Source organism: Actinoallomurus sp. NPDC050550 (assembly GCF_040655075.1).
Taxonomy (GTDB): Bacteria; Actinomycetota; Actinomycetes; order Streptosporangiales; family Streptosporangiaceae; genus Actinoallomurus.
In genome coordinates this window covers 72449-90122 of sequence record NZ_JBFAJC010000012.1, presented here as the reverse complement: position 1 = coordinate 90122, position 17674 = coordinate 72449, and the positions used below count along the sequence as shown (strand labels likewise).

Below are 17674 nucleotides of genomic sequence, written 5' to 3'. Positions count from 1 at the left end.
CCGGCGGAAACGCGTTCCGCCGGCCGCCGTGCTCGGGTCGGGGTCATGCCGCTTGCGGCTCTCCTGATCGCGCGTAGCGGCGGTCGGCGAGTTCGTCCGGTGATGCGGGGGCGTTCGGCAGAAGTGGGCCGGCCAGAGCCGTTGTGACCAGCGCCATCAGTACCATCATTGTGAACATTCGGCCGTCAAGGACACCGAGGCTGACGCCGACATTGAGGATGATCAGCTCGGTCAGACCGCGGGTGTTCATCAGCAGGCCGAGGGTGCCGGCTTCACGCCACGACATTCCGGTGAGCTTTCCAGGGGCCGTCGCGCCGATCACCTTTCCGGCGCAGGCGACAAGGATGATCGCGGCCAGTTCGATGACGTTTCGGCCGGAAAGGGCGCTGATATCGACGTTCAGGCCGGTCACGATGAAAAAGACCGGCAACAGCACCATGCTGATTCCATCGAACGGCCGCTTTACGCCTTCGGCGAGAACATCGAACGGCTCGCGCGGCATGATGACGCCGAAGGCGAAGGCGCCGAAAATGGCGTGGATGCCGATCCATGTCGTGGCGTAGGAGGACAGGAAGAGCCCGGCCACGAGCATGATGACGTACAGCGGCGGCACGCGGTCCGTGACCCACTTGCGAGTCATGTAGGCCAGCACCGGGCGTACGAGCAGCGCCATGATCGCCACGTAGACCGCCGACAGGATGCCGATCTGCACCATGTGCCCGGTGGCGCCGTTGGCGGTGACGATCGCGGCGGTCAGCGCGAGGAGGCACCACGCGAGCACATCGTCGATGGCCGCGCTGGCCAGCGCGAGAGCGCCCACTCGGGTCCCCATCATGCGGTGCTCGGTCAGCATCCGGGCGAGCACCGGGAACGCGGTGATGGACATCGCCGCACCCATGAACAGCGCGAACGCCGTGAACGACGTGTGGTGGCCCTTCACGGTCTTGTGGTGGGAGTACAGCAACGTCGCCAGGGCGATGCCGAGACCGAAGGCGAGCGCGATCGAGCTGATCGATACCGCGCCGGCCGCGCCGCGGCGCCCGTTCAGCAGCCGTCTGTCGAACTCCCAGCCGATGCCGAACATGAAGACCAGCAGCCCGACCTGCGCGATCGCCGACAGGTACGGCCGGCCCTCAGCCGGAAAAATGTGGGCGGTGGGGTTGCCCGGGAGCAGCCCGAGCAGGCTGGGCCCGAGCGCGATACCAGCGATGATCTCGCCGATGACCGGTGGTTGTCGCAGATGTCGTACCAGGCGACCGAGGATCGCCCCTACGACCAGGACAATCGCGATATCGGCCATTACGGCCGCGATCATTAAATCCGAATGCTGCGCAAGGCTCTTCATGGAACGCTCCATATCCAGGGTGAGTAGATCGGAATTGCCGGATGGCGATTGTCATGATCACATGGCACCCGAGATCACGCCATAGGTTGCGGCGCCCGGTTTCTGCTTCTGGTTCGGCTATGAATCCGACAGCAGCGCGAGTCCCGCGGCCGCAGCGAAGCCGGCGGCTGCCAGCGCCATCCGGTGACGGCCGGCGAGCAGTCCGGCCGCGACGTCGGCCAGATCACAGAGCGCTCCCAGGCGCAGGCCGAGGCCGCTGATCGCCGGATCCGAGGACAGGGTGGCGGCGCCGAGCGCGGCGTCTCGCGCAGCGAACAAGCGGGCGAACAGACCACGGTCGTCGGTGGGTGCGCCGGGCAGCCCCACGGCGCGGCGCGCCAGTTGTGGTGCGGCGAGCGTCGCCAGGCCGACTATCAGACGTGTCGCGCCCAGGGCGGCGACGACGCGTGCCGTGTTCTTTTCGGCGGCCCGCCCGGCCAGCGGCGGCAGACCTGACCGCCACCAGGCCGGCCATGCGGCCGGGCGCGCGGCGATGGCCAGTGCGAGCGGCACCGGGTCGAGAAACGAGCGGCGTGCCGTGACGAGCCCGCGCTCGTTGAGGGTCAGCCGGTCTACGGCGCGCACGCTGTGCGACCGGCCGCCGAGTGTGCCGGTGAGTTCGATGTCGATGTACAGGACGTCGCCGTGGGCGGCCCAGCCATGGACGCGGCCGCGCAGGTCGGGGACGAGCGTGAGCAGTTGGGCGAGGCCTCGGTGCCAGACGGCCTGGCCGCGCCCCTTGCTAAGGAGGGGCTGCTCCAGGCAGACGTCCGTGGCGAACAGATCGTCCCAGGCGTGCGGTTCGGGATTTCGCCAGCCGAGTGCGAACTCCTCGACCACGCGCTGCCGGTCGGTATCAGTGATACTCATAGTATCTACGGTACAGTCGGTAGCATGAAGGCGCCACCCCAGCGACTCCAATACGTGGAGCAGACGCGGCAGTCGCTTCTGGACTCGGCCGAACACCTGTTCATCGCCGGCGGCTACCACGCGACCTCGCTGGACGCGATCGCCGAGGCCGCGCGTTTCACCAAGGGCGCGCTGTACCGGCATTTCGCCAACAAGGAAGCGGTCTTCACCGCCGTGGTGGAACGCGTGCAGCGCGAGGCCGTCGACCAGATCGCGCTCGATGACACACGCACCGCACCGAGTTGGCCCGGCGCGATGGCCGCCGTGGCCGCCTACCTCGACCTCACTATCTCCGAGCGGTTCCGCCGGATCGTGCTGGAAGAGGCACCGGGAGTGCTCGGCTGGGTGCGATGGAGAGCGCTGGACGAGCAGACCACCGGCGGCGTCGTGCGCCATATGGTGGAGCGGCTCGCCCAAAACGGCGTCATCGCGCCTGCCGACCCGGCCGTGACCAGCAGACTCATCTGCGCCCTCGTGGCCGAGGCCGCGCTTGGCATGGCCACCACCAGCGATCCGCAGGCGGCCCGTCGTACCGCACTGGCCTGCATCCAACAGCTGGTGTCAGGACTGCGTGCCTGAACGCCGGCAAGTGCACTAACACGCACCGAGACCGGCCAGGTCATGGGTGGGCGGCCGCCGGGTCGGTGAAGACGCTGCTGGCGAGGAAGTCCTCGGGGCGCAGTGTGCTCAGATCCTCCCGGCCGACCTCGCCGCCTTCGGCGAGCAGCCGGGCGGCGTGCCGGAGGCGGGCGCGTTCGAGGGCGTTGCGGACGCTGCGCGCGTTGGCGAACCGGGGCCGGCGGCGGCGCCGCTCGAGATAGTCGCGGAACACCGGCGCCGTCTGCGACGCCAGGACGAAGCCGTCGCGGTGCAGCATCAGGGCGCCGATCGCCTCCAACTCCTCCACGGTGTAGTCGGGGAAGTCGATGTGGTGCGCGATCCGGGAGCTCATCCCGGGGTTGGACGTGAAGAAGGAGTCCATCCGGTCCCGGTATCCGGCGAGGACGACGACGAGGTCGTCGCGGTGACTCTCCATCATCTGCAGCAGGATCTCGATCGACTCCTGGCCGTAGTCGCGCTCGTTCTCGGCGCGGTAGAGGTAATAGGCCTCGTCGATGAACAGCACGCCGCCCATCGCCCGTTTGAGCACCTCCTTGGTCTTCGGGGCGGTATGTCCGACGTACTGGCCGACGAGGTCATCGCGCGTCACCGCGACCAGGTGGCCCTGGCGCAGGTAGCCGAGCCGGTGCAGCAGTTCCGCGAGCCGTGTCGCGACGGTCGTCTTGCCGGTGCCCGGGCTGCCGGTGAAGCACATGTGCAGGTTCGGCGGGGCGGTGCCGAGCCCGAACCTCGCGCGCAGCCGGTCGATGAGCAGCAGCGCCGCGATCTCCCGGATCCGGGTCTTCACCGGGAGCAGCCCGACCAGCTCCGCGTCGAGGGCGGCGAGCACCTGGCCGATCCGCGACTCCTCCTCCGCGCGCGCCAGGTCGACGCGGGCGTCATGCGGCAAGGGCTCGGGCGGCCCCGGGACATCACCGGAACCGCCCGCGTCGTACGTGCCGCCGGAATCCGTCGCGCGCATGTCGAAGCCGAGACGCGCGGTCATCGCGCCCGGTACCTCTCGCCGGCCGGCCGGTCCAGCGCGTACGGGTGCACGCGGTAGTGCACTCGCCGGTCGGCGGTCTCCGTACGGTCCAGGCGGAAGCCCGGCTCCACGGCGGGCCGCTGGACGATGAACGACAGCGCGGTCGTCTGGCGTCCGTAGCGGGCGTCGTAGGCGTTCAGCCGTACGTAGTGGTGCGGGTAGGCGCGGCGGCACTCGTTGATCTCATGCAGCACGCCGGCCGCGTCGCGCAGGTCGAACATCGGCAGTCCCCACATCTCCCAGTACGCGTTGCGGGGATGCGGGTCGTCGGTGAACTCCACCGAGCACGGCCAGCCGTTGCCGAGCGCGTACGCGATCTGCGCGCTGATCTCTCCGTCGGTCAGGTCGGGCAGATAGGAGAAGGTGCCCTGGGTGATGCGCATGGTGATCCTCACGTCAGGGTGGGCGTCGGGGCGACGTCCGGCGTGTCGGTGGACTCGAAGTCGAACGTGACGTCGCCCCAGGTCGACAGGGCGATGTCGAGCTCGCGGCTGCGCTTGGCCGCCGCCCGCAGGATGTCGGGTCCTTCGGCGAGGAAGTGCCGGCCCTCGTTGCGTGCCTTGATCATCGCTTCTAGTGCGACGCGGTTCGCGGTGGCGCCCGCGGCGATGCCCATCGGGTGGCCGATGGTGCCGCCGCCGAACTGCAGGATGACGTCCTCGCCCAGGTGGTGCAGGAGCTGGTGCATCTGCCCGGCGTGGATCCCGCCGGACGCGACCGGCATCACGCCCGGCATCGACGCCCATTCCTGGTCGAAGTAGAGGCCCCGTACGGGATCGGCGGTGACGTGATCGAGGCGCAGGGTGTCGTAGAAGCCGGCCACGGAGTTCGGGTCGCCCTCCAGCTTGCCGACGACCGTACCGGCGTGAATGTGGTCGACGCCGGCCAGCCGCATCCACTTGGCGATGACGCGGAAGCTCACGCCATGGGTCTTCTGCCGGGTGTACGTCGAGTGCCCGGCCCGGTGCAGGTGCAGCAGCATCCCGTTGCGCCGCGCCCACCGGGCCATCGACTGGATCGCGGTGTAGCCGACGGTCAGATCGATCATGACGATGACGCTGCCGAGGTCCCGGGCGAACTCCGCGCGCTCGTACATGTCCTCCATCGTGGCGGCGGTGACGTTCAGGTAGTGACCCTGGACCTCGCCGGTCGCGGCCTGAGCCTTGGCGACCGCCTCCATGCAGTACAGGAACCGGTCGCGCCAGCGCATGAACGGCTGGGAGTTGATGTTCTCGTCGTCCTTGGTGAAGTCGAGGCCACCGCAGAGGGCCTCGTACACGACTCGCCCGTAGTTGCGCGCCGACAGGCCGAGCTTCGGCTTGACCGTCGCACCGAGCAGCGGGCGGCCGAACTTGCCCAGATACTCCCGCTCCATCACGATGCCGTGCGCCGGCCCCTGGAAGGTCTTCACGTAGTGCGGCGGGATGCGCATGTCCTCCAGCCGCAGCGCCCGCAGCGCCTTGAACCCGAAGACGTTCCCGATGATGGAAGAGGTGAGGTTCGCGATCGAGCCCTCCTCGAACAGGTCGAGCTTGTACGCGATGTGCGCGATGTACTGGTTCTCGGCGCCGGGCACCGCGTCGACGCGGTAGCACTTCGCCTGGTACTCCTCGTAGCTGGTGAGGCGGTCCGTCCACACGACGGTCCACGTCGCCGTCGACGACTCCCCCGCCACCGCCGCGCCCGCCTCCTCCGGCGGGACGCCGGGCTGCGGGGTGATCCGGAACGCCGCCAGGACGTCGCTCGGGCCCGGCTCGTAGTCGGGCTGCCAGTAGCCCATCTCCGCGTACGGGATGACACCCGCCGACCATCGATTCGTCATGCCTTGAGCGTGCGGGACGACACTTGTACTGTCCATCAAGAATTCCGGCATGACACTGAAGCGATCGCTCAAATGACGGCCGTACGTCTGCGGGGGTTCGCCGGAAATGGGGCCGACATGACCGAGGCACATCTGCGGGTGTTCACGGAGCCGGGTTCGACATGACCGAGGCACGCCTGCGGGCGCTCGTCGCCCTCGCGGAGACCGGATCGGTGCGCGCGGCCGCGCGGCGGCTCGTCGTGACCGAGTCGGCGGTGTCCGCCGCGGTCACCGCGCTCGCGCGCGACATCGGGGTCGCGTTGGTGGAGCGCGCCGGTCGCGGCGTGGTGCTGACGCCCGCGGGGCGGATCTACACCGACTACGCGCGCCGCGTCCTCGGACTCCTCGAGGAGGGCCGCGCGGCGGCCCGCGGCGGCGACGACGCCGGACGCGGACGGCTGCGACTCGCGGCCGTGACCACGGCCGCGGACCAGGTACTGCCCGCGCTGCTGGCGACGTTCCGCGCCCGGTGGCCTGAGGTGGACCTCGCCCTGGAGGTCGGCCCGAGCAGCCTGGTGTGGGATCGTCTGGCGGCCCACGCGGCCGATCTGGTGCTCGGCGGACGGCCGCCGGCGAACCTCCCCGCGACCGTCCTGGCGACCCGCCCGAACGACCTGGTCGTCGTGGCGTCCCCCGGCGTCGCCGCCGCGTTCGCGCTGGACACCACACCGTGGGTGATGCGCGAACCCGGATCGGGCACGCGCCGTACGGCCGAGGCCTACCTCTCCGAGCGTGACGTGGACCCGCCACAGCTCGTCCTCGGTTCCAACGGCGCGGTCATCGCCGGCGCCGCGGCGGGGCTCGGCGCCGCCCTGGTCTCGCGCGACGCGGTACGTGACGAGCTCGCCGGCGGGAGGCTGGCCGTGGTGGACGCGCCCGGCACTCCCCTGCACCGGCCGTGGCACGCCGTGGCGGGCACCGCCCCGACGGCGACGACGCGGCTGTTCGTCTCCCACATCCTCGCCGCGGGCGGTTGGACGGGGCCCACCCCGGCCGACCCTCACCTACTGGCGAGTAGCGTTGGATGAATCAGACGCCCATCGACAGAGGAGACATACCGCCATGAAGACGCGTGAGGTGCACCTCGTATCGCGCCCGCAGGGCTGGCCGGAGCCGACCGACTTCGCGCTCGTCGAGACCGAGCTGCCCCCTCCCGGTGACGGCGAGGCGCTCGTCCGCAACCTCTTCATGTCCGTCGACCCGTACATGCGCGGGCGGATGAACGACGTGAAGTCCTACGTCCCCCCGTTCGGCCTGAACGAGGTCATGACCGGCGGCGCGATCGGCGAGGTGGTGGAGTCCCGCTCGTCCGACCTGAAGCCGGGCGACGTCGTCCTGCACGAGCTCGGCTGGCGGGAGCACGCGGTGGCCCCCGCGAAGGAGTTCCGCAAGGTGACGCCGGTCGACGGCGTTCCGGCGTCGGCCTTCCTCGGTGTGCTCGGCATGCCGGGGCTGACGGCGTACGCGGGGCTGCTCGACGTCGCCGGCATGAAGGAGGGCGACGCCGTCTTCGTCTCCGGAGCGGCCGGGGCCGTCGGCTCGCTCGTCGGCCAGATCGCCCGCCAGCGCGGAGCCTCCCGCGTCATCGGCAGCGCCGGCTCGGACGAGAAGGTCGCGTACCTGACCGACCGGCTCGGCTTCGACACGGCTTTCAACTACAAGTCCGGTCCGGTGCACAAGCTGCTCGCCGCGGCGGCCCCCGACGGCATCGACGTGTACTTCGACAACGTCGGCGGCGAGCACCTCGAGGCGGCGATCGGGGCGCTCAACAACTACGGCCGGGCCGCGATCTGCGGCGCGATCTCGATGTACAACGTCAAAGAGCCGCAGCCCGGGCCGCGGAACCTGCCTCTCATGATCGGCAAGCGCCTCACGCTGCGCGGCTTCATCGTCACCGACCACTACTCGATGTTCGGCGACTTCGTCCGTGAGGTCGGCGGCTGGCTCGCCGACGGGAAGATCCAGTTCGAGGAGACGGTGTTCGACGGCGTCGACCACGCCGTCGACGCGTTCCTGGCCATGCTGCGCGGACAGAACACCGGCAAGATGGTCGTCCGGTTGTAGGCGCTCGAAGCCGCCGGTCCGATCGTCCGGTTCCAGGCGCGCGACGCCGCCGGGTCCGGTCGCCCGGACCCGGCGGCGTCGTCAACGACGCGCGGCGCGATCAGGCGGCCGCGCGCTGCCGGACGAATGCCGCGGTGACCGCCAAGGCGACCAGCACGAAGATCGTGCCGACGGTGAACGCGACGCTCACCCCGTGGGTCAGGCCGCCGTGCCGGAGCGCCGTCCCGTACACCGAGACGAGCACCGCCATCCCGAGCGCGCCGCCGACCTGCTGCATAGTCTGCAGCGTGCCGGAGGCGGCGCCGGAGTCCTCCCGCCGCACCCCGGAAAGGATGGTGACGGTGATGGGCAGGAACACCAGGCCGGCGCCCAGCCCGAACAGCATCATCGGCCCGAGCACGCCCGAGGCGTACCCGCTGTGCGCGGACAGGCGGGTGAGCCATAGCATGCCGACCGCGATGAGCGGCAGGCCGATCAGCATGAGCCGCCGCGGCCCGACGCGCGGGATCAGCCGCGGCGAGACGCGCGCCATCACGAACAGCAGTCCCGACATCGGAAGGAACGCCACACCGGCCTTGAGCGGGCTGAACCCCAGGACGTTCTGCAGGAACTGGACGATGAAGAAGAACATCCCGAACATCGCCGCCGCGAGCAGCAGCATGTTGAGGTAGGAGCCGGACCGCGCCCGGTCGGCGAACAGCCGCAGCGGCACGACGGGCCGTTCGACCCGCGTCTCCACGATGATGAAGGCGGCCAGGAGCAGGACGCCGCCGGCGAACGCCGCCAGGGTGCCTCCGTCGCTCCAGCCCGCGTCGGCCGCGCGGATGAACCCGTACACCAGCGCGACCATGCCGGTCACGACCGCGACCGCGCCGGCGATGTCCAGGCGGCCGCGGTGCCGTTCGGTCTCCCGCAGCAGCCTTGGCGCGAGGAACAGGACGACGGCTCCGACCGGGACGTTGATGAACAGGACCCAGCGCCACGACGCCCAGTCGGTGAGCATGCCGCCGAGGACGAGGCCGATCGAGGCCCCGGCCGACGAGGTGGCCGAGAAGACCCCGAGCGCCCGGTTGCGCTCCGGCCCCTCCTCGAAGTTGGTGGCGATGAGGGCTAGTGCGCTCGGCGCGGCGAGGGCGGCGCCGACCCCCTGGACGGCGCGGGCGGTGAGCAGCCAGGCGGCGGAGCCGGAGAATCCGCCGGCCAGCGAGGCGAGCGTGAACACGGCGATGCCGACGATGAACGTCCGCCGCCGCCCGACGATGTCGCCGGTCCGGCCGCCGAGTAGGAGAAGGCCGCCGAACGCCAGGGAGTAGGCGTTGGTCACCCACGACAGGCCGGTCGCGGAGAAGTGCAGGCTGTGCTGAATCTTGGGGAGGGCGACGAACATGACGCTCGCGTCGAGCACCACCATGAGCTGGCACGCGACGATGACGGCGAGCGACAGTCCCGGGTGACGCGTGTGTCGTCGCCGCCGCTCTGCGTCGAGCGGCGGGTCGCCCATCTGTACGGTCTGCTGGGACATGAGTCGTAGACTCCTCGTGCAGGAAGGGTTGCGGCCGTCCCCCGAAGTGGCTGTCGGGGAGTGGCCGGCTAACCGGAGGGTGCCTCCGAAAACAATACGGAGGTATCCTCCGATTAGCAACCGTGTTTTCTGGAGGTGCGATGCCGACGACCGCCGGGCAGCGTCCGATGCGGGCCGACGCGCGCCGCAACTACGAGCGGCTCCTCACCGAGGCCAAGAGCGCGTTCCTCGAGTACGGCGCCGACGCTTCACTGGAGGAGATCGCCCGCCGCGCCGGCGTCGGGATCGGCACGCTCTACCGCCACTTCCCCACCCGCCTGGCCCTGCAGGAGGCCGTCTACCGCGAGGAGATGCAGCAGCTCGCGGACAAGGCGCACGAGCTGGCCGCGACCGCCTCCGCGGACGAAGGCCTGGCGGCCTGGATGCTGACCATCACGGAGTACTCCCGCACCAAACGCGGGCTCACCCAGATCCTCAAGGCCGTCATCGACCTCCACTCGAACACCTTCGTCCAGTGCCACGACCAGATCGAGACGGCCGCCGCGACCATCCTCGCCCGCGCACAAGAGGCCGGCACCGCCCATCCCGATCTCCGGGCGTGCGACCTGCTCCGGCTCGCCCACGCGCTGTCGGTGGCGAGCGAGCGGGCTCCGGAGGACACCGAGCTCCTGCTGTCCTTCATGCTCGACGGCCTACGCCCGCGCTCCTGACGCGGTTGTTCGGCTGACCTCGCGAGCCCCGAGAACGGACTCGGCCGACCTCGCGAGTCCGGCCCGATGCGCGTTCCGCACCGTTTCGCCCTGTTAGCGGGAATTCTCCCTGGCCGTGGGCCGGTTTCCCCCAACGGATGCGCGCCGACCGCGGCGCCGGCACGAGAAGGGGTGACATGGTCGCCACGGCGAGCGAGACCATCGAGGCGGCGCCGACCCGCGCCGGACGGGTCCGGCTGATCTTCATCCTCGGGGCGCTCACCGCGATCGGGCCCCTGTCGATCGACATGTACCTCCCGGCCCTGCCGAAGCTCACCCACGACCTGTCGGCCGGCGCGTCGCTCGTCCAGCTCACCCTGACGGCCTGCCTCGTCGGCCTGGCGGTCGGACAGCTGCTCGCCGGGCCGATCAGCGACACGTGGGGACGGCGCCGACCCCTCCTCGTCGGCGTCGCCCTGTACACGGTCGCCTCCCTGCTGTGCGCCGTCGCGCCCACGGTGCCGGCGCTGATCGCCCTGCGCCTGGTCCAGGGCGCGGCGGGAGCGGCCGGCATCGTCATCGCCCGGGCCGTCGTCCGCGACCTGTACGACGGGCGGGCCGCGGCGCGGTTCTTCGCCCTGCTCATGCTGGTGAACGGCGTCGCTCCGATCGCGGCGCCCGTCATCGGCGGCCAGCTGCTGCGCGTCACTTCGTGGCGCGGGGTGTTCGTGCTCATCGCGGTCATCGGCGCGCTGATGACCGTCGCCGCGTACGCGGGGCTGCGCGAGACCCTGCCACGGTCCGGGCGGGGGCCCGGCGGACTCGGATCCACCCTCCGGACGTTCGCGGGGCTGTGCGCGGATCGCGTCTTCGTCGGCTATGCCCTGGCGGGTGGGCTGGCGTTCGCGGCGATGTTCGCCTACATCTCCGGCTCGCCGTTCGTGGTCCAGGACATCTACGGCCTGTCGCCGCAGGCGTACAGCCTGATCTTCGCGGTGAACGCCCTGGGCATCGTGGGCGCCGGCCAGGTCAGCGGGTGGCTCGTCGCGCGCGTCCGCCTGCGGGTGCTTCTTGCCGCCGGCCTGTTGATCTCCCTGGCCGGCGGCGTGGCGCTGCCGGTGGCGATAGGGGCCGGCCTCGGACTGCCGGGAGTGCTGCCCGCGCTGTTCCTGGTCGTGGCCGCGATCGGGCTGATCATGCCCAACGCCACCGCGCTCGCCCTCACCGGCCGTCCGCCCGCCGTCGCCGGGAGCGCCTCCGCGCTGCTCGGCCTGGCGCAGTTCGTGATCGGCGGGGCCGCCGCACCGCTCGTCGGGGTCGCCGGCTCACACACCGCCGTGCCGATGGGCCTGGTCATCGCCGCCCTGACCGTGGCGGCGTCACTCGCCTTCGCGACGCTCACCCGGGGACATCGACCGATCGGTTGATGCCCGGGATCCACCGCGGCCGTACCCGACCGGTCGATCCGCGCGCACACCACCGCGAGCCATCCTCGAACCCGTCACCACGCGAATCGAGGAAGAGGCCATGCCGGTCATCGACGTCAGGAATCTGCACAAGCGGTACGGAGCGAAGGTCGCGGTCGAGGACGTGTCCTTCGCGGTCGACGAAGGGGAGATCTTCGGCATCCTGGGCCCGAACGGCGCGGGCAAGACCACCAGCGTCGAGTGCGTGGCGGGGCTGCGCGCCCCCGACCGGGGCACCGTGTCGGTGCTCGGGCTGGACCCCCGCCGCGACCGCGCCGAGCTCACCAAGCGGCTCGGCGTCCAGCTCCAGGCGAGCGAACTGCCGGACCGGATGAAGGTCCGCGAGGCCCTCGAGCTGTACGCCTCGTTCTACCCCCGGCCCGCCGACACCGACCGGCTGATCGAGGAGCTCGGGCTCGCCGACCAGCGTGAGACGCGCTTCCGCCGCCTCTCGGGGGGACAGAAGCAGCGGGTGTCGATCGCCCTCGCCCTCGTCGGCGACCCGAAGGTCGCGATCCTGGACGAGCTCACCACCGGCCTGGACCCGCAGGCGCGGCGCGACACCTGGCAGCTGATCGAGGGCGTACGGGACCGGGGCGTCACGATCGTGCTCGTCACCCACTTCATGGAGGAGGCCGAGCACCTCTGCGACCGCCTCGCCGTCATCGACGCCGGCCGGGTGGTCGCCGTCGACACGCCCGCCGGGCTGGTCTCGCAGGTCTCACCCGAGCAGCGCGTGCGGTTCCGGCCCTCCGTGCCCTTCGACGACCGGCTGCTCAAGGACCTGCCCGAGGTGCTCACCGTGACCAAGACGGGCGGGCAGCTCGTCGTGACCGGCACCGACGGCCTCCTGCAGGCGGTCACCTCGGTCCTGGCCCGCAACCAGATCATCGCCGTCGACCTGCGGGTCGAGCAGAGCAGCCTGGACGACGCGTTCGTCGCCCTGACCGGCCGCCCCATCAACTGACACCCTTCGCATCGAGGAGACGCACCAATGCTCGCCAAGCTCACGTCCATGGAGCTGAAGCTCTTCACCCGCGAGATCATCCTGCCGGCGCTGGTCCTGGTGCTGCCGCTCGCGCTGCTGCTCGGGTTCGGGTACATGCCGGGCGCGAACAAGGCCCAGCACAGCCTGGGCGGCCAGACCACCGCGGAGTACATGGCCGCGCTGGGTGTCGGGATCGCGCTGACGATCCTCGGCCTGTCCATCCTGCCCGCCACGCTCGCCTCGTACCGGGAGAAGGGCGTGCTGCGGCGCATGGCCACGACCCCGGTCCGCCCCGGGTACCTGCTGGCCGCCCAGCTCCTCCTCTACGTCGCCGTGGCGATCGCCACCGTCGTCCTGATGATCGTCGCCGCCCGCGTGCTCTTCGGCACGCACGTTCCCGAGCGGTTCCCCGCGTTCCTCGCCGCGGTCGTCCTCGGCATGGGCGCCCTGTTCGGGATCGGGCTCGTCGTCGCCGCCGTCGCGCCGAGCGCCAAGGCCGGCAACGCGATCGGCATGGTGCTCTTCTTCCCGAGCCTCTTCCTGGGAGGGGTGTACATCCCACGTGAGCAGATGCCCTCCGCTCTACGCGCCGTCGGCGACTACACCCCGCTCGGCGCGACGCTGAAGACGATGCGGGACGCCTGGATGGGCGCCGAACCGCGCCTCGCCCAGTTCGCCATAATGGCCGCGTACGCGGTCGCCGCCGGGCTCGCGGCCGCCAAGCTCTTCCGGTGGGAGTAGAGACGATGGGAGTGCGCCCCGACGGCCTCGAACGACGAGACGCGATCCTGCTCAGGGTCGTACCGTACGGGGCACTCGTCGTCTCCACGATCCTCGTCCTGATCGGCGACGCGAAGACGCCGACTCAGGTCTGGACGACGCTGGGCCTGACGGTGACGGCCGCGGCCTGGATGCTGATCGTCGCTCTGCCCGGCGCGTCCACGCCGGGACCGTGGCTGAGCGGCGTCTACTACGCCGGGCTGATCGTGCTGTTCGCCGTGATGATCCTGCGCAGTCCGCTGTTCGGCCTCTTCGCCTGGACGGGCTATCCGCAGGTGGCCTACCTGCGGGGCCGCTGGAAGCTGGTCGGCATGGTGGCGACGGCGACGGTCCTCTCCGTCACCTACGTCGGCGGCTTCGACAACCTCAACGCGTCCACGGCCCCGATCTACCTGATCTTCGTCGCGGCCACGGGTGCCGTCGCCGTGGGGTTCCTGGCCCTCGAGATGAAACGGCGGGCGACCATCGACCAGCTGGCCGAGGCGAACACCCGGCGGGAGGCGGCGCTCGAGGAGAACGCCGGGCTGCACGCCCAACTGCTGGCCCAGGCACGCGAGGCGGGCGTGCACGACGAACGCCAGCGCATGGCCCGCGAGATCCACGACACCCTGGCGCAGGGCTTCACCGGGATCATCGCCCAACTGGAGGCCGCGCGGCAGAACCCCGCCGAGTGGCGGCGGTACGCCGACCAGGCGCAGTCCCTGGCCCGCGAGAACCTCACGGAGGCGCGCCGATCGGTGGAGGCGCTGCAGCCGCCACACCTGGACGAGGCACGGCTGCCGGAGGCCATCACCGGGATGAGCGAACGCTGGTCCCGCACCTCCGGGGTCCCCGTCGGCGTCGAGACGACCGGCGAACCCAAGCCGATGATCCCCGAGGTGGAGGTCGCGCTGTTCCGCGTCGCCCAGGAGGCGCTGACGAACGTCGCCAAGCACGCCGGCGCCTCCCGGGTCGGGCTCACCCTGACCTACCTGGACGACGTGGTGCTGCTGGACGTCCGCGACGACGGGGCCGGCTTCGACCCGGCCGTGAACGACGGAGGCTTCGGGCTGACCTCGATGCGGCAGCGGCTGCTCCGAGTGGCCGGGAAGCTGGAGATCGAGAGCAGTCCCGGCGAGGGCACCGCGATCAACGCGACCGTCCCCGCCCTGCCCGCCGGAGCGCAACCATGATCCGTCTGCTGATCGTCGACGACCACCCGATCGTCCGGGACGGCCTGCGCGGCGTCTTCGCCGGCGACCCGGACTTCGAGGTGACCGGCGAGGCGTCCAACGGTGCGGAGGCGATCGCGCTGGCCGCCGACGCGGACGTCGTGCTCATGGACCTGCGCATGCCGGAGATGGGCGGAGTGGAGGCGATCTCCCGGCTCCGCGACACCCGCCCGGCGGTGCGGGTCCTCGTCCTCACCACCTTCGACACCGACAGCGACGTGCTGCCCGCGATCGAGGCGGGCGCCACCGGCTACCTCCTGAAGGACGCGCCGCGTGACGAACTGGTCCGGGCCGTCCGCGCGGCGTACCGCGGCGAGTCGGTGCTGTCCCCGTCGGTGGCGGGCCGCCTGATGGGCCGGGTCCGCGCCCCCTCCCCCGGCGCGCTCAGCAAGCGGGAGCGCGAGGTGCTCGCCCTCGTCGCCGACGGCACCACCAACCGGGAGGTGGCGCGGCGGCTGTTCGTCAGCGAGGCGACCGTCAAGACGCACCTGCTGCACATCTACGACAAGCTCGGCGTTCGCGACCGGGCCGCCGCCGTCGGCGAGGCCTACAAACGCGGCCTGCTCCCCTGACGGGGCCGACGGCGGCGACCGGCGTACGCGGGGCCGACGGCGGTCACCCCGTCGCCGTACGCGGACCTGGCGGCGGTCGCCCGCCGCCGTACGGGATTCGCTCAGTGTGCGCCGGCTCCGGTCAGGGAACGCACGGACAGCGCCGCGAAGCCCTCCGGGTCGGTCTTCTCCCGGCTGAGGAACGTCCCCGCGACGGCGCACAGGAACCCGACCGGGATCGACACCAGACCCGGATTCTCCAGCGGGAACCAGTGGAAATCGGTGCCCTTGGGGAACAGCGACAGGCTCTGCCCGGTCACCGGGTCGACCTTCCCCGACACCACCGGAGAGAAGATCACGAGCACGATCGCGCTGACCAGCCCGCCGTAGATTCCGGCGACCATCCCGGTGGCGTTGAACCGCCGCCAGAACAGGGCGAACACGATCGCGGGGAGGTTCGCCGAGGCGGCCATGGCGAAGGCGAGCGCCACCAGGAACGCGACGTTGAGGTTCTTGGCGAAGACGGCCAGCAGGATGGCGATCGAGCCGATGAGGAAGGCCGCGAACCGCGCCACGGCCACCTCCTGCTGCTCGCGAGGCCGCCCCAGCATCAGCACGTTGCCGAAGTAGTCGTGGGCGAGCGACGTGGCCGAGGCCATGACCAGGCCCGCGACCACGGCCAGGATCGTCGCGAACGCCACCGAGGCGACGAACGCCAGCATGATGTCCCCGCCGATGCGCCCCGCGACGTCCCGGCCGAGTTCGCGGGCGAGCAGCGGCGCCGCCGTGTTGCCCGCCGGGTCGTGCGCGAGGATCTGCGCGCGTCCGACCAGGGCGGTCGCGCCGAACCCCAGCGCGATCGTCATCAGGTAGAACACCCCGACCAGGCCGATCGCCCAGTTCACCGAGGTGCGCGCGGCGCGCCCGTCCGGCACCGTGTAGAAGCGGGTGACGATGTGCGGGAGGCCGGCGGTGCCCAGGACGAGGGCGAGGGCCAGGCTCACGAAGTCGAGCTTGTTGAACAGCGTCTGGGAGGAATGCCCCGCGACCTCCTTGCCGTACTTCAGGCCGGGTTCGAGGAAGGCGTGCCCCTTGCCGCTGGACCGGGCCGCCGCGCCGAGCAGGCGGCTGAGGTCGAAGCCGAAGCGGCCGAGGACCAGGAACGTCATCAGGGTCGCGCCGAACATCAGCAGCGCGGCCTTGACGATCTGGACCCAGGTGGTGCCCTTCATCCCCCCGAACATCACGTAGCAGATCATCAGCGCGCCGACGACGACGATCGTCATGACCTCGGAGGTGCCGGCGGACATGCCGAGGAAGGTCGACCCCGGCTTCACCCCGAGCAGCAGGGCGATGAGCGCCCCGGCCCCGACCATCTGCGCGAGGAGGTAGAACACCGAGACCGTGACGGTGGACACCGACGCGGCGATCCGCACGGAGGACTGCCGGCGCACCCGCTGGGACAGGACGTCCGCCATGGTGAAGCGGCCTGTGTTGCGCATCAACTCGACGATCAGCAGGGCCGGCAGCCAGGCCACCAGGAACCCGATGGAGTACAGGAAACCGTCATAGCCGGACAGCGAGATGATGCCGGCGATCCCGAGGAACGACGCCGCGGACATGTAGTCGCCCGCGAGCGCCAGGCCGTTCTGCGGGCCGGAGAAGACGCGCCCGCCGGCGTAGAAGTCAACGGCCCCGTCGGTGTGCATCCGCGCCCAGACCGTGATGGCGAGGGTGATGCACACCAGCCCGATGAACAGGGCGAACGTGATGGTCCGGCCGCCTCCCGTGAGGGAGCCCGCACTGGCGAGGATCATCGCGGCGCGCCTCCCGTCCACGGCCGGCCGGCCGTCTCGGGCCAGGGCACGGGCCGGGGCGGGGAGGCCGCCCCGGGCGGCGCGGCCGGATCCGGCGGCGGCGCCGTCCCGTCCGGGGGCGTCGGCCCGAGGTAAGGCCGCCCGCCGCGGGCGAACGGCGCAGGCGATCCAGCCGGGGGCGTCATCCCGTCCGGGGGCGTCGGTCCCAGGTAGGGCCGCGCGCCATCGGCGAACCGCGCGGGCGATTCGGCCGGAGGCGCCGTCGGCGAGGACCCGGGCGTCGGCGCGGGCGAGGCTCCCGTCCGGCGGCGGACCGCCTCGCCGACGCGTTCCTCCGCGTCGGCGAGGATCTGGGCGGCCAGCGGATCGAGGACCTGCCGGGCGTACCGGGTGTAGCGCCAGGCGAGCACGAACGCCGAGGCGAACTGGAGCACGCCGAACACGAGGGCGACGTTGACGTTCCCTACGAGCCGGTACGCCATGAGGTCGCGGGCGAACGCCGCCGCGACGACGTACAGGAAATACCACCCGAGGAACATCGAGACGATCAGAACGATTAATCTCCTGGATTTCCCTTTTAGTACAGCAAATCTCTCATCTTGCCTTATCGCGACATATCGGGCGCGATCGCGCGGATCCGTTCTGCGACGTGGCGATGGCCGTGACCCGGTGACCACCACACACCCCTCTCCCTGCTCGGCGTGACCCTGAGTGGTCCTCCCATTCCGCAATGAGATCAGACCGAGGCCGTTCGCATTCGCCACTTCGCAGGAATTCCTGCTTGGAA

General features: G+C 70.8%; 17 protein-coding genes. 9 read left to right on the top strand and 8 right to left on the bottom strand.

Going from position 1 to position 17674, the window contains the following annotated elements:
* Positions 1 to 43: 43 nt before the first annotated feature.
* Together AB0I04_RS18765 and AB0I04_RS18760 are read right to left on the bottom strand one after the other, a co-directional pair.
* Positions 44 to 1345, bottom strand: a complete 1302-nt coding sequence (locus AB0I04_RS18765; RefSeq protein WP_360885932.1) for a cation:proton antiporter — start codon at positions 1343 to 1345, stop codon at positions 44 to 46.
* A 117-nt stretch (positions 1346 to 1462) separates the two neighbouring features.
* Entirely contained in the window at positions 1463 to 2254 is a 792-nt protein-coding gene (locus AB0I04_RS18760) for a nuclear transport factor 2 family protein (RefSeq protein WP_360885930.1), read from the bottom strand.
* Positions 2255 to 2278: 24 nt separating this feature from the next.
* Here AB0I04_RS18760 and AB0I04_RS18755 point away from each other — a divergent pair, with 24 nt between their 5' ends.
* The gene (locus AB0I04_RS18755) at positions 2279 to 2872 is read left to right on the top strand and encodes a TetR/AcrR family transcriptional regulator (protein ID WP_360885929.1); all 594 of its coding nucleotides are present in this window, start codon (positions 2279 to 2281) and stop codon (positions 2870 to 2872) included.
* Positions 2873 to 2912: 40 nt separating this feature from the next.
* Here AB0I04_RS18755 and cbbX read toward each other — a convergent pair whose 3' ends face one another.
* The 3 genes from cbbX to AB0I04_RS18740 are packed head-to-tail and all read right to left on the bottom strand — an operon-like array spanning position 2913 to position 5760.
* Entirely contained in the window at positions 2913 to 3899 is a 987-nt protein-coding gene (gene cbbX, locus AB0I04_RS18750; protein WP_360885927.1) for a CbbX protein, read from the bottom strand.
* Positions 3896 to 4321 carry a ribulose bisphosphate carboxylase small subunit gene (locus AB0I04_RS18745; protein WP_360885926.1) on the bottom strand — a complete coding sequence of 142 codons (426 nt, stop codon included), beginning with the start codon at positions 4319 to 4321 and terminating at the stop codon, positions 3896 to 3898. The genes cbbX and AB0I04_RS18745 overlap by 4 nt, the downstream gene beginning before the upstream one ends.
* A gap of 8 nt (positions 4322 to 4329) precedes the next feature.
* A complete protein-coding gene (locus tag AB0I04_RS18740; protein ID WP_360885924.1) occupies positions 4330 to 5760 on the bottom strand; it encodes a form I ribulose bisphosphate carboxylase large subunit in 1431 nt (476 codons plus the stop codon).
* A gap of 161 nt (positions 5761 to 5921) precedes the next feature.
* On the opposite strand from AB0I04_RS18740, the gene AB0I04_RS18735 reads away from it, so the two are divergent.
* Positions 5922 to 6827 (top strand): LysR substrate-binding domain-containing protein, encoded by a 906-nt coding sequence (locus tag AB0I04_RS18735; protein ID WP_360885922.1) that lies wholly within the window; start codon positions 5922 to 5924, stop codon positions 6825 to 6827.
* Positions 6828 to 6861: 34 nt separating this feature from the next.
* On the top strand, positions 6862 to 7863 hold the full coding sequence (locus AB0I04_RS18730; protein WP_360885920.1) for an NADP-dependent oxidoreductase: 1002 nt from the start codon (positions 6862 to 6864) through the stop codon (positions 7861 to 7863).
* 100 nt (positions 7864 to 7963) lie between these two features.
* Here AB0I04_RS18730 and AB0I04_RS18725 read toward each other — a convergent pair whose 3' ends face one another.
* A complete protein-coding gene (locus AB0I04_RS18725) occupies positions 7964 to 9385 on the bottom strand; it encodes an MFS transporter (RefSeq protein ID WP_360885918.1) in 1422 nt (473 codons plus the stop codon).
* 140 nt (positions 9386 to 9525) lie between these two features.
* Between AB0I04_RS18725 and AB0I04_RS18720 the strand changes: the two genes are divergently transcribed.
* The 6 genes from AB0I04_RS18720 (at position 9526) to AB0I04_RS18695 (ending at position 15091) form a co-directional block, all read left to right on the top strand.
* On the top strand, positions 9526 to 10095 hold the full coding sequence (locus AB0I04_RS18720) for a TetR/AcrR family transcriptional regulator (RefSeq protein WP_360885916.1): 570 nt from the start codon (positions 9526 to 9528) through the stop codon (positions 10093 to 10095).
* Positions 10096 to 10271: 176 nt separating this feature from the next.
* A complete protein-coding gene (locus AB0I04_RS18715; RefSeq protein ID WP_360885914.1) occupies positions 10272 to 11501 on the top strand; it encodes a multidrug effflux MFS transporter in 1230 nt (409 codons plus the stop codon).
* Between the two features lie 100 nt (positions 11502 to 11601).
* Positions 11602 to 12507, top strand: a complete 906-nt coding sequence (locus AB0I04_RS18710; RefSeq protein ID WP_360885912.1) for an ABC transporter ATP-binding protein — start codon at positions 11602 to 11604, stop codon at positions 12505 to 12507.
* Positions 12508 to 12534: 27 nt separating this feature from the next.
* A complete protein-coding gene (locus tag AB0I04_RS18705; protein ID WP_360885911.1) occupies positions 12535 to 13269 on the top strand; it encodes an ABC transporter permease in 735 nt (244 codons plus the stop codon).
* 5 nt (positions 13270 to 13274) lie between these two features.
* Positions 13275 to 14480 (top strand): sensor histidine kinase, encoded by a 1206-nt coding sequence (locus tag AB0I04_RS18700; protein ID WP_360885909.1) that lies wholly within the window; start codon positions 13275 to 13277, stop codon positions 14478 to 14480.
* Positions 14477 to 15091 carry a response regulator transcription factor gene (locus AB0I04_RS18695; RefSeq protein ID WP_360885907.1) on the top strand — a complete coding sequence of 205 codons (615 nt, stop codon included), beginning with the start codon at positions 14477 to 14479 and terminating at the stop codon, positions 15089 to 15091. Before AB0I04_RS18700 ends, AB0I04_RS18695 begins: the two co-directional genes overlap by 4 nt.
* A 101-nt stretch (positions 15092 to 15192) precedes the next feature.
* Here the strand turns inward: AB0I04_RS18695 and AB0I04_RS18690 are convergent, their stop codons facing one another.
* Both AB0I04_RS18690 and AB0I04_RS18685 read right to left on the bottom strand, forming a co-directional pair.
* Positions 15193 to 16887, bottom strand: a complete 1695-nt coding sequence (locus tag AB0I04_RS18690; protein ID WP_360885905.1) for a cation acetate symporter — start codon at positions 16885 to 16887, stop codon at positions 15193 to 15195.
* Positions 16884 to 17564, bottom strand: coding sequence for a DUF485 domain-containing protein (locus tag AB0I04_RS18685; RefSeq protein WP_360886169.1), 681 nt, complete (start codon positions 17562 to 17564; stop codon positions 16884 to 16886). The genes AB0I04_RS18690 and AB0I04_RS18685 overlap by 4 nt, the downstream gene beginning before the upstream one ends.
* Between the last annotated feature and the right edge of the window lie 110 nt (positions 17565 to 17674).

Coding starts and splice junctions, on each gene's coding strand:
- AB0I04_RS18700 (WP_360885909.1), top strand. CDS start 13,275: ATGGGAGTGCGCCCCGACGGCCTCGAACGACGAGACGCGATCCTGCTC.
- cbbX (WP_360885927.1), bottom strand. CDS start 3,899: ATGACCGCGCGTCTCGGCTTCGACATGCGCGCGACGGATTCCGGCGGC.
- AB0I04_RS18740 (WP_360885924.1), bottom strand. CDS start 5,760: ATGACGAATCGATGGTCGGCGGGTGTCATCCCGTACGCGGAGATGGGC.
- AB0I04_RS18755 (WP_360885929.1), top strand. CDS start 2,279: ATGAAGGCGCCACCCCAGCGACTCCAATACGTGGAGCAGACGCGGCAG.
- AB0I04_RS18735 (WP_360885922.1), top strand. CDS start 5,922: ATGACCGAGGCACGCCTGCGGGCGCTCGTCGCCCTCGCGGAGACCGGA.
- AB0I04_RS18745 (WP_360885926.1), bottom strand. CDS start 4,321: ATGCGCATCACCCAGGGCACCTTCTCCTATCTGCCCGACCTGACCGAC.
- AB0I04_RS18765 (WP_360885932.1), bottom strand. CDS start 1,345: ATGAAGAGCCTTGCGCAGCATTCGGATTTAATGATCGCGGCCGTAATG.
- AB0I04_RS18720 (WP_360885916.1), top strand. CDS start 9,526: ATGCCGACGACCGCCGGGCAGCGTCCGATGCGGGCCGACGCGCGCCGC.
- AB0I04_RS18715 (WP_360885914.1), top strand. CDS start 10,272: ATGGTCGCCACGGCGAGCGAGACCATCGAGGCGGCGCCGACCCGCGCC.
- AB0I04_RS18725 (WP_360885918.1), bottom strand. CDS start 9,385: ATGTCCCAGCAGACCGTACAGATGGGCGACCCGCCGCTCGACGCAGAG.
- AB0I04_RS18695 (WP_360885907.1), top strand. CDS start 14,477: ATGATCCGTCTGCTGATCGTCGACGACCACCCGATCGTCCGGGACGGC.
- AB0I04_RS18705 (WP_360885911.1), top strand. CDS start 12,535: ATGCTCGCCAAGCTCACGTCCATGGAGCTGAAGCTCTTCACCCGCGAG.
- AB0I04_RS18710 (WP_360885912.1), top strand. CDS start 11,602: ATGCCGGTCATCGACGTCAGGAATCTGCACAAGCGGTACGGAGCGAAG.
- AB0I04_RS18690 (WP_360885905.1), bottom strand. CDS start 16,887: ATGATCCTCGCCAGTGCGGGCTCCCTCACGGGAGGCGGCCGGACCATC.
- AB0I04_RS18760 (WP_360885930.1), bottom strand. CDS start 2,254: ATGAGTATCACTGATACCGACCGGCAGCGCGTGGTCGAGGAGTTCGCA.
- AB0I04_RS18730 (WP_360885920.1), top strand. CDS start 6,862: ATGAAGACGCGTGAGGTGCACCTCGTATCGCGCCCGCAGGGCTGGCCG.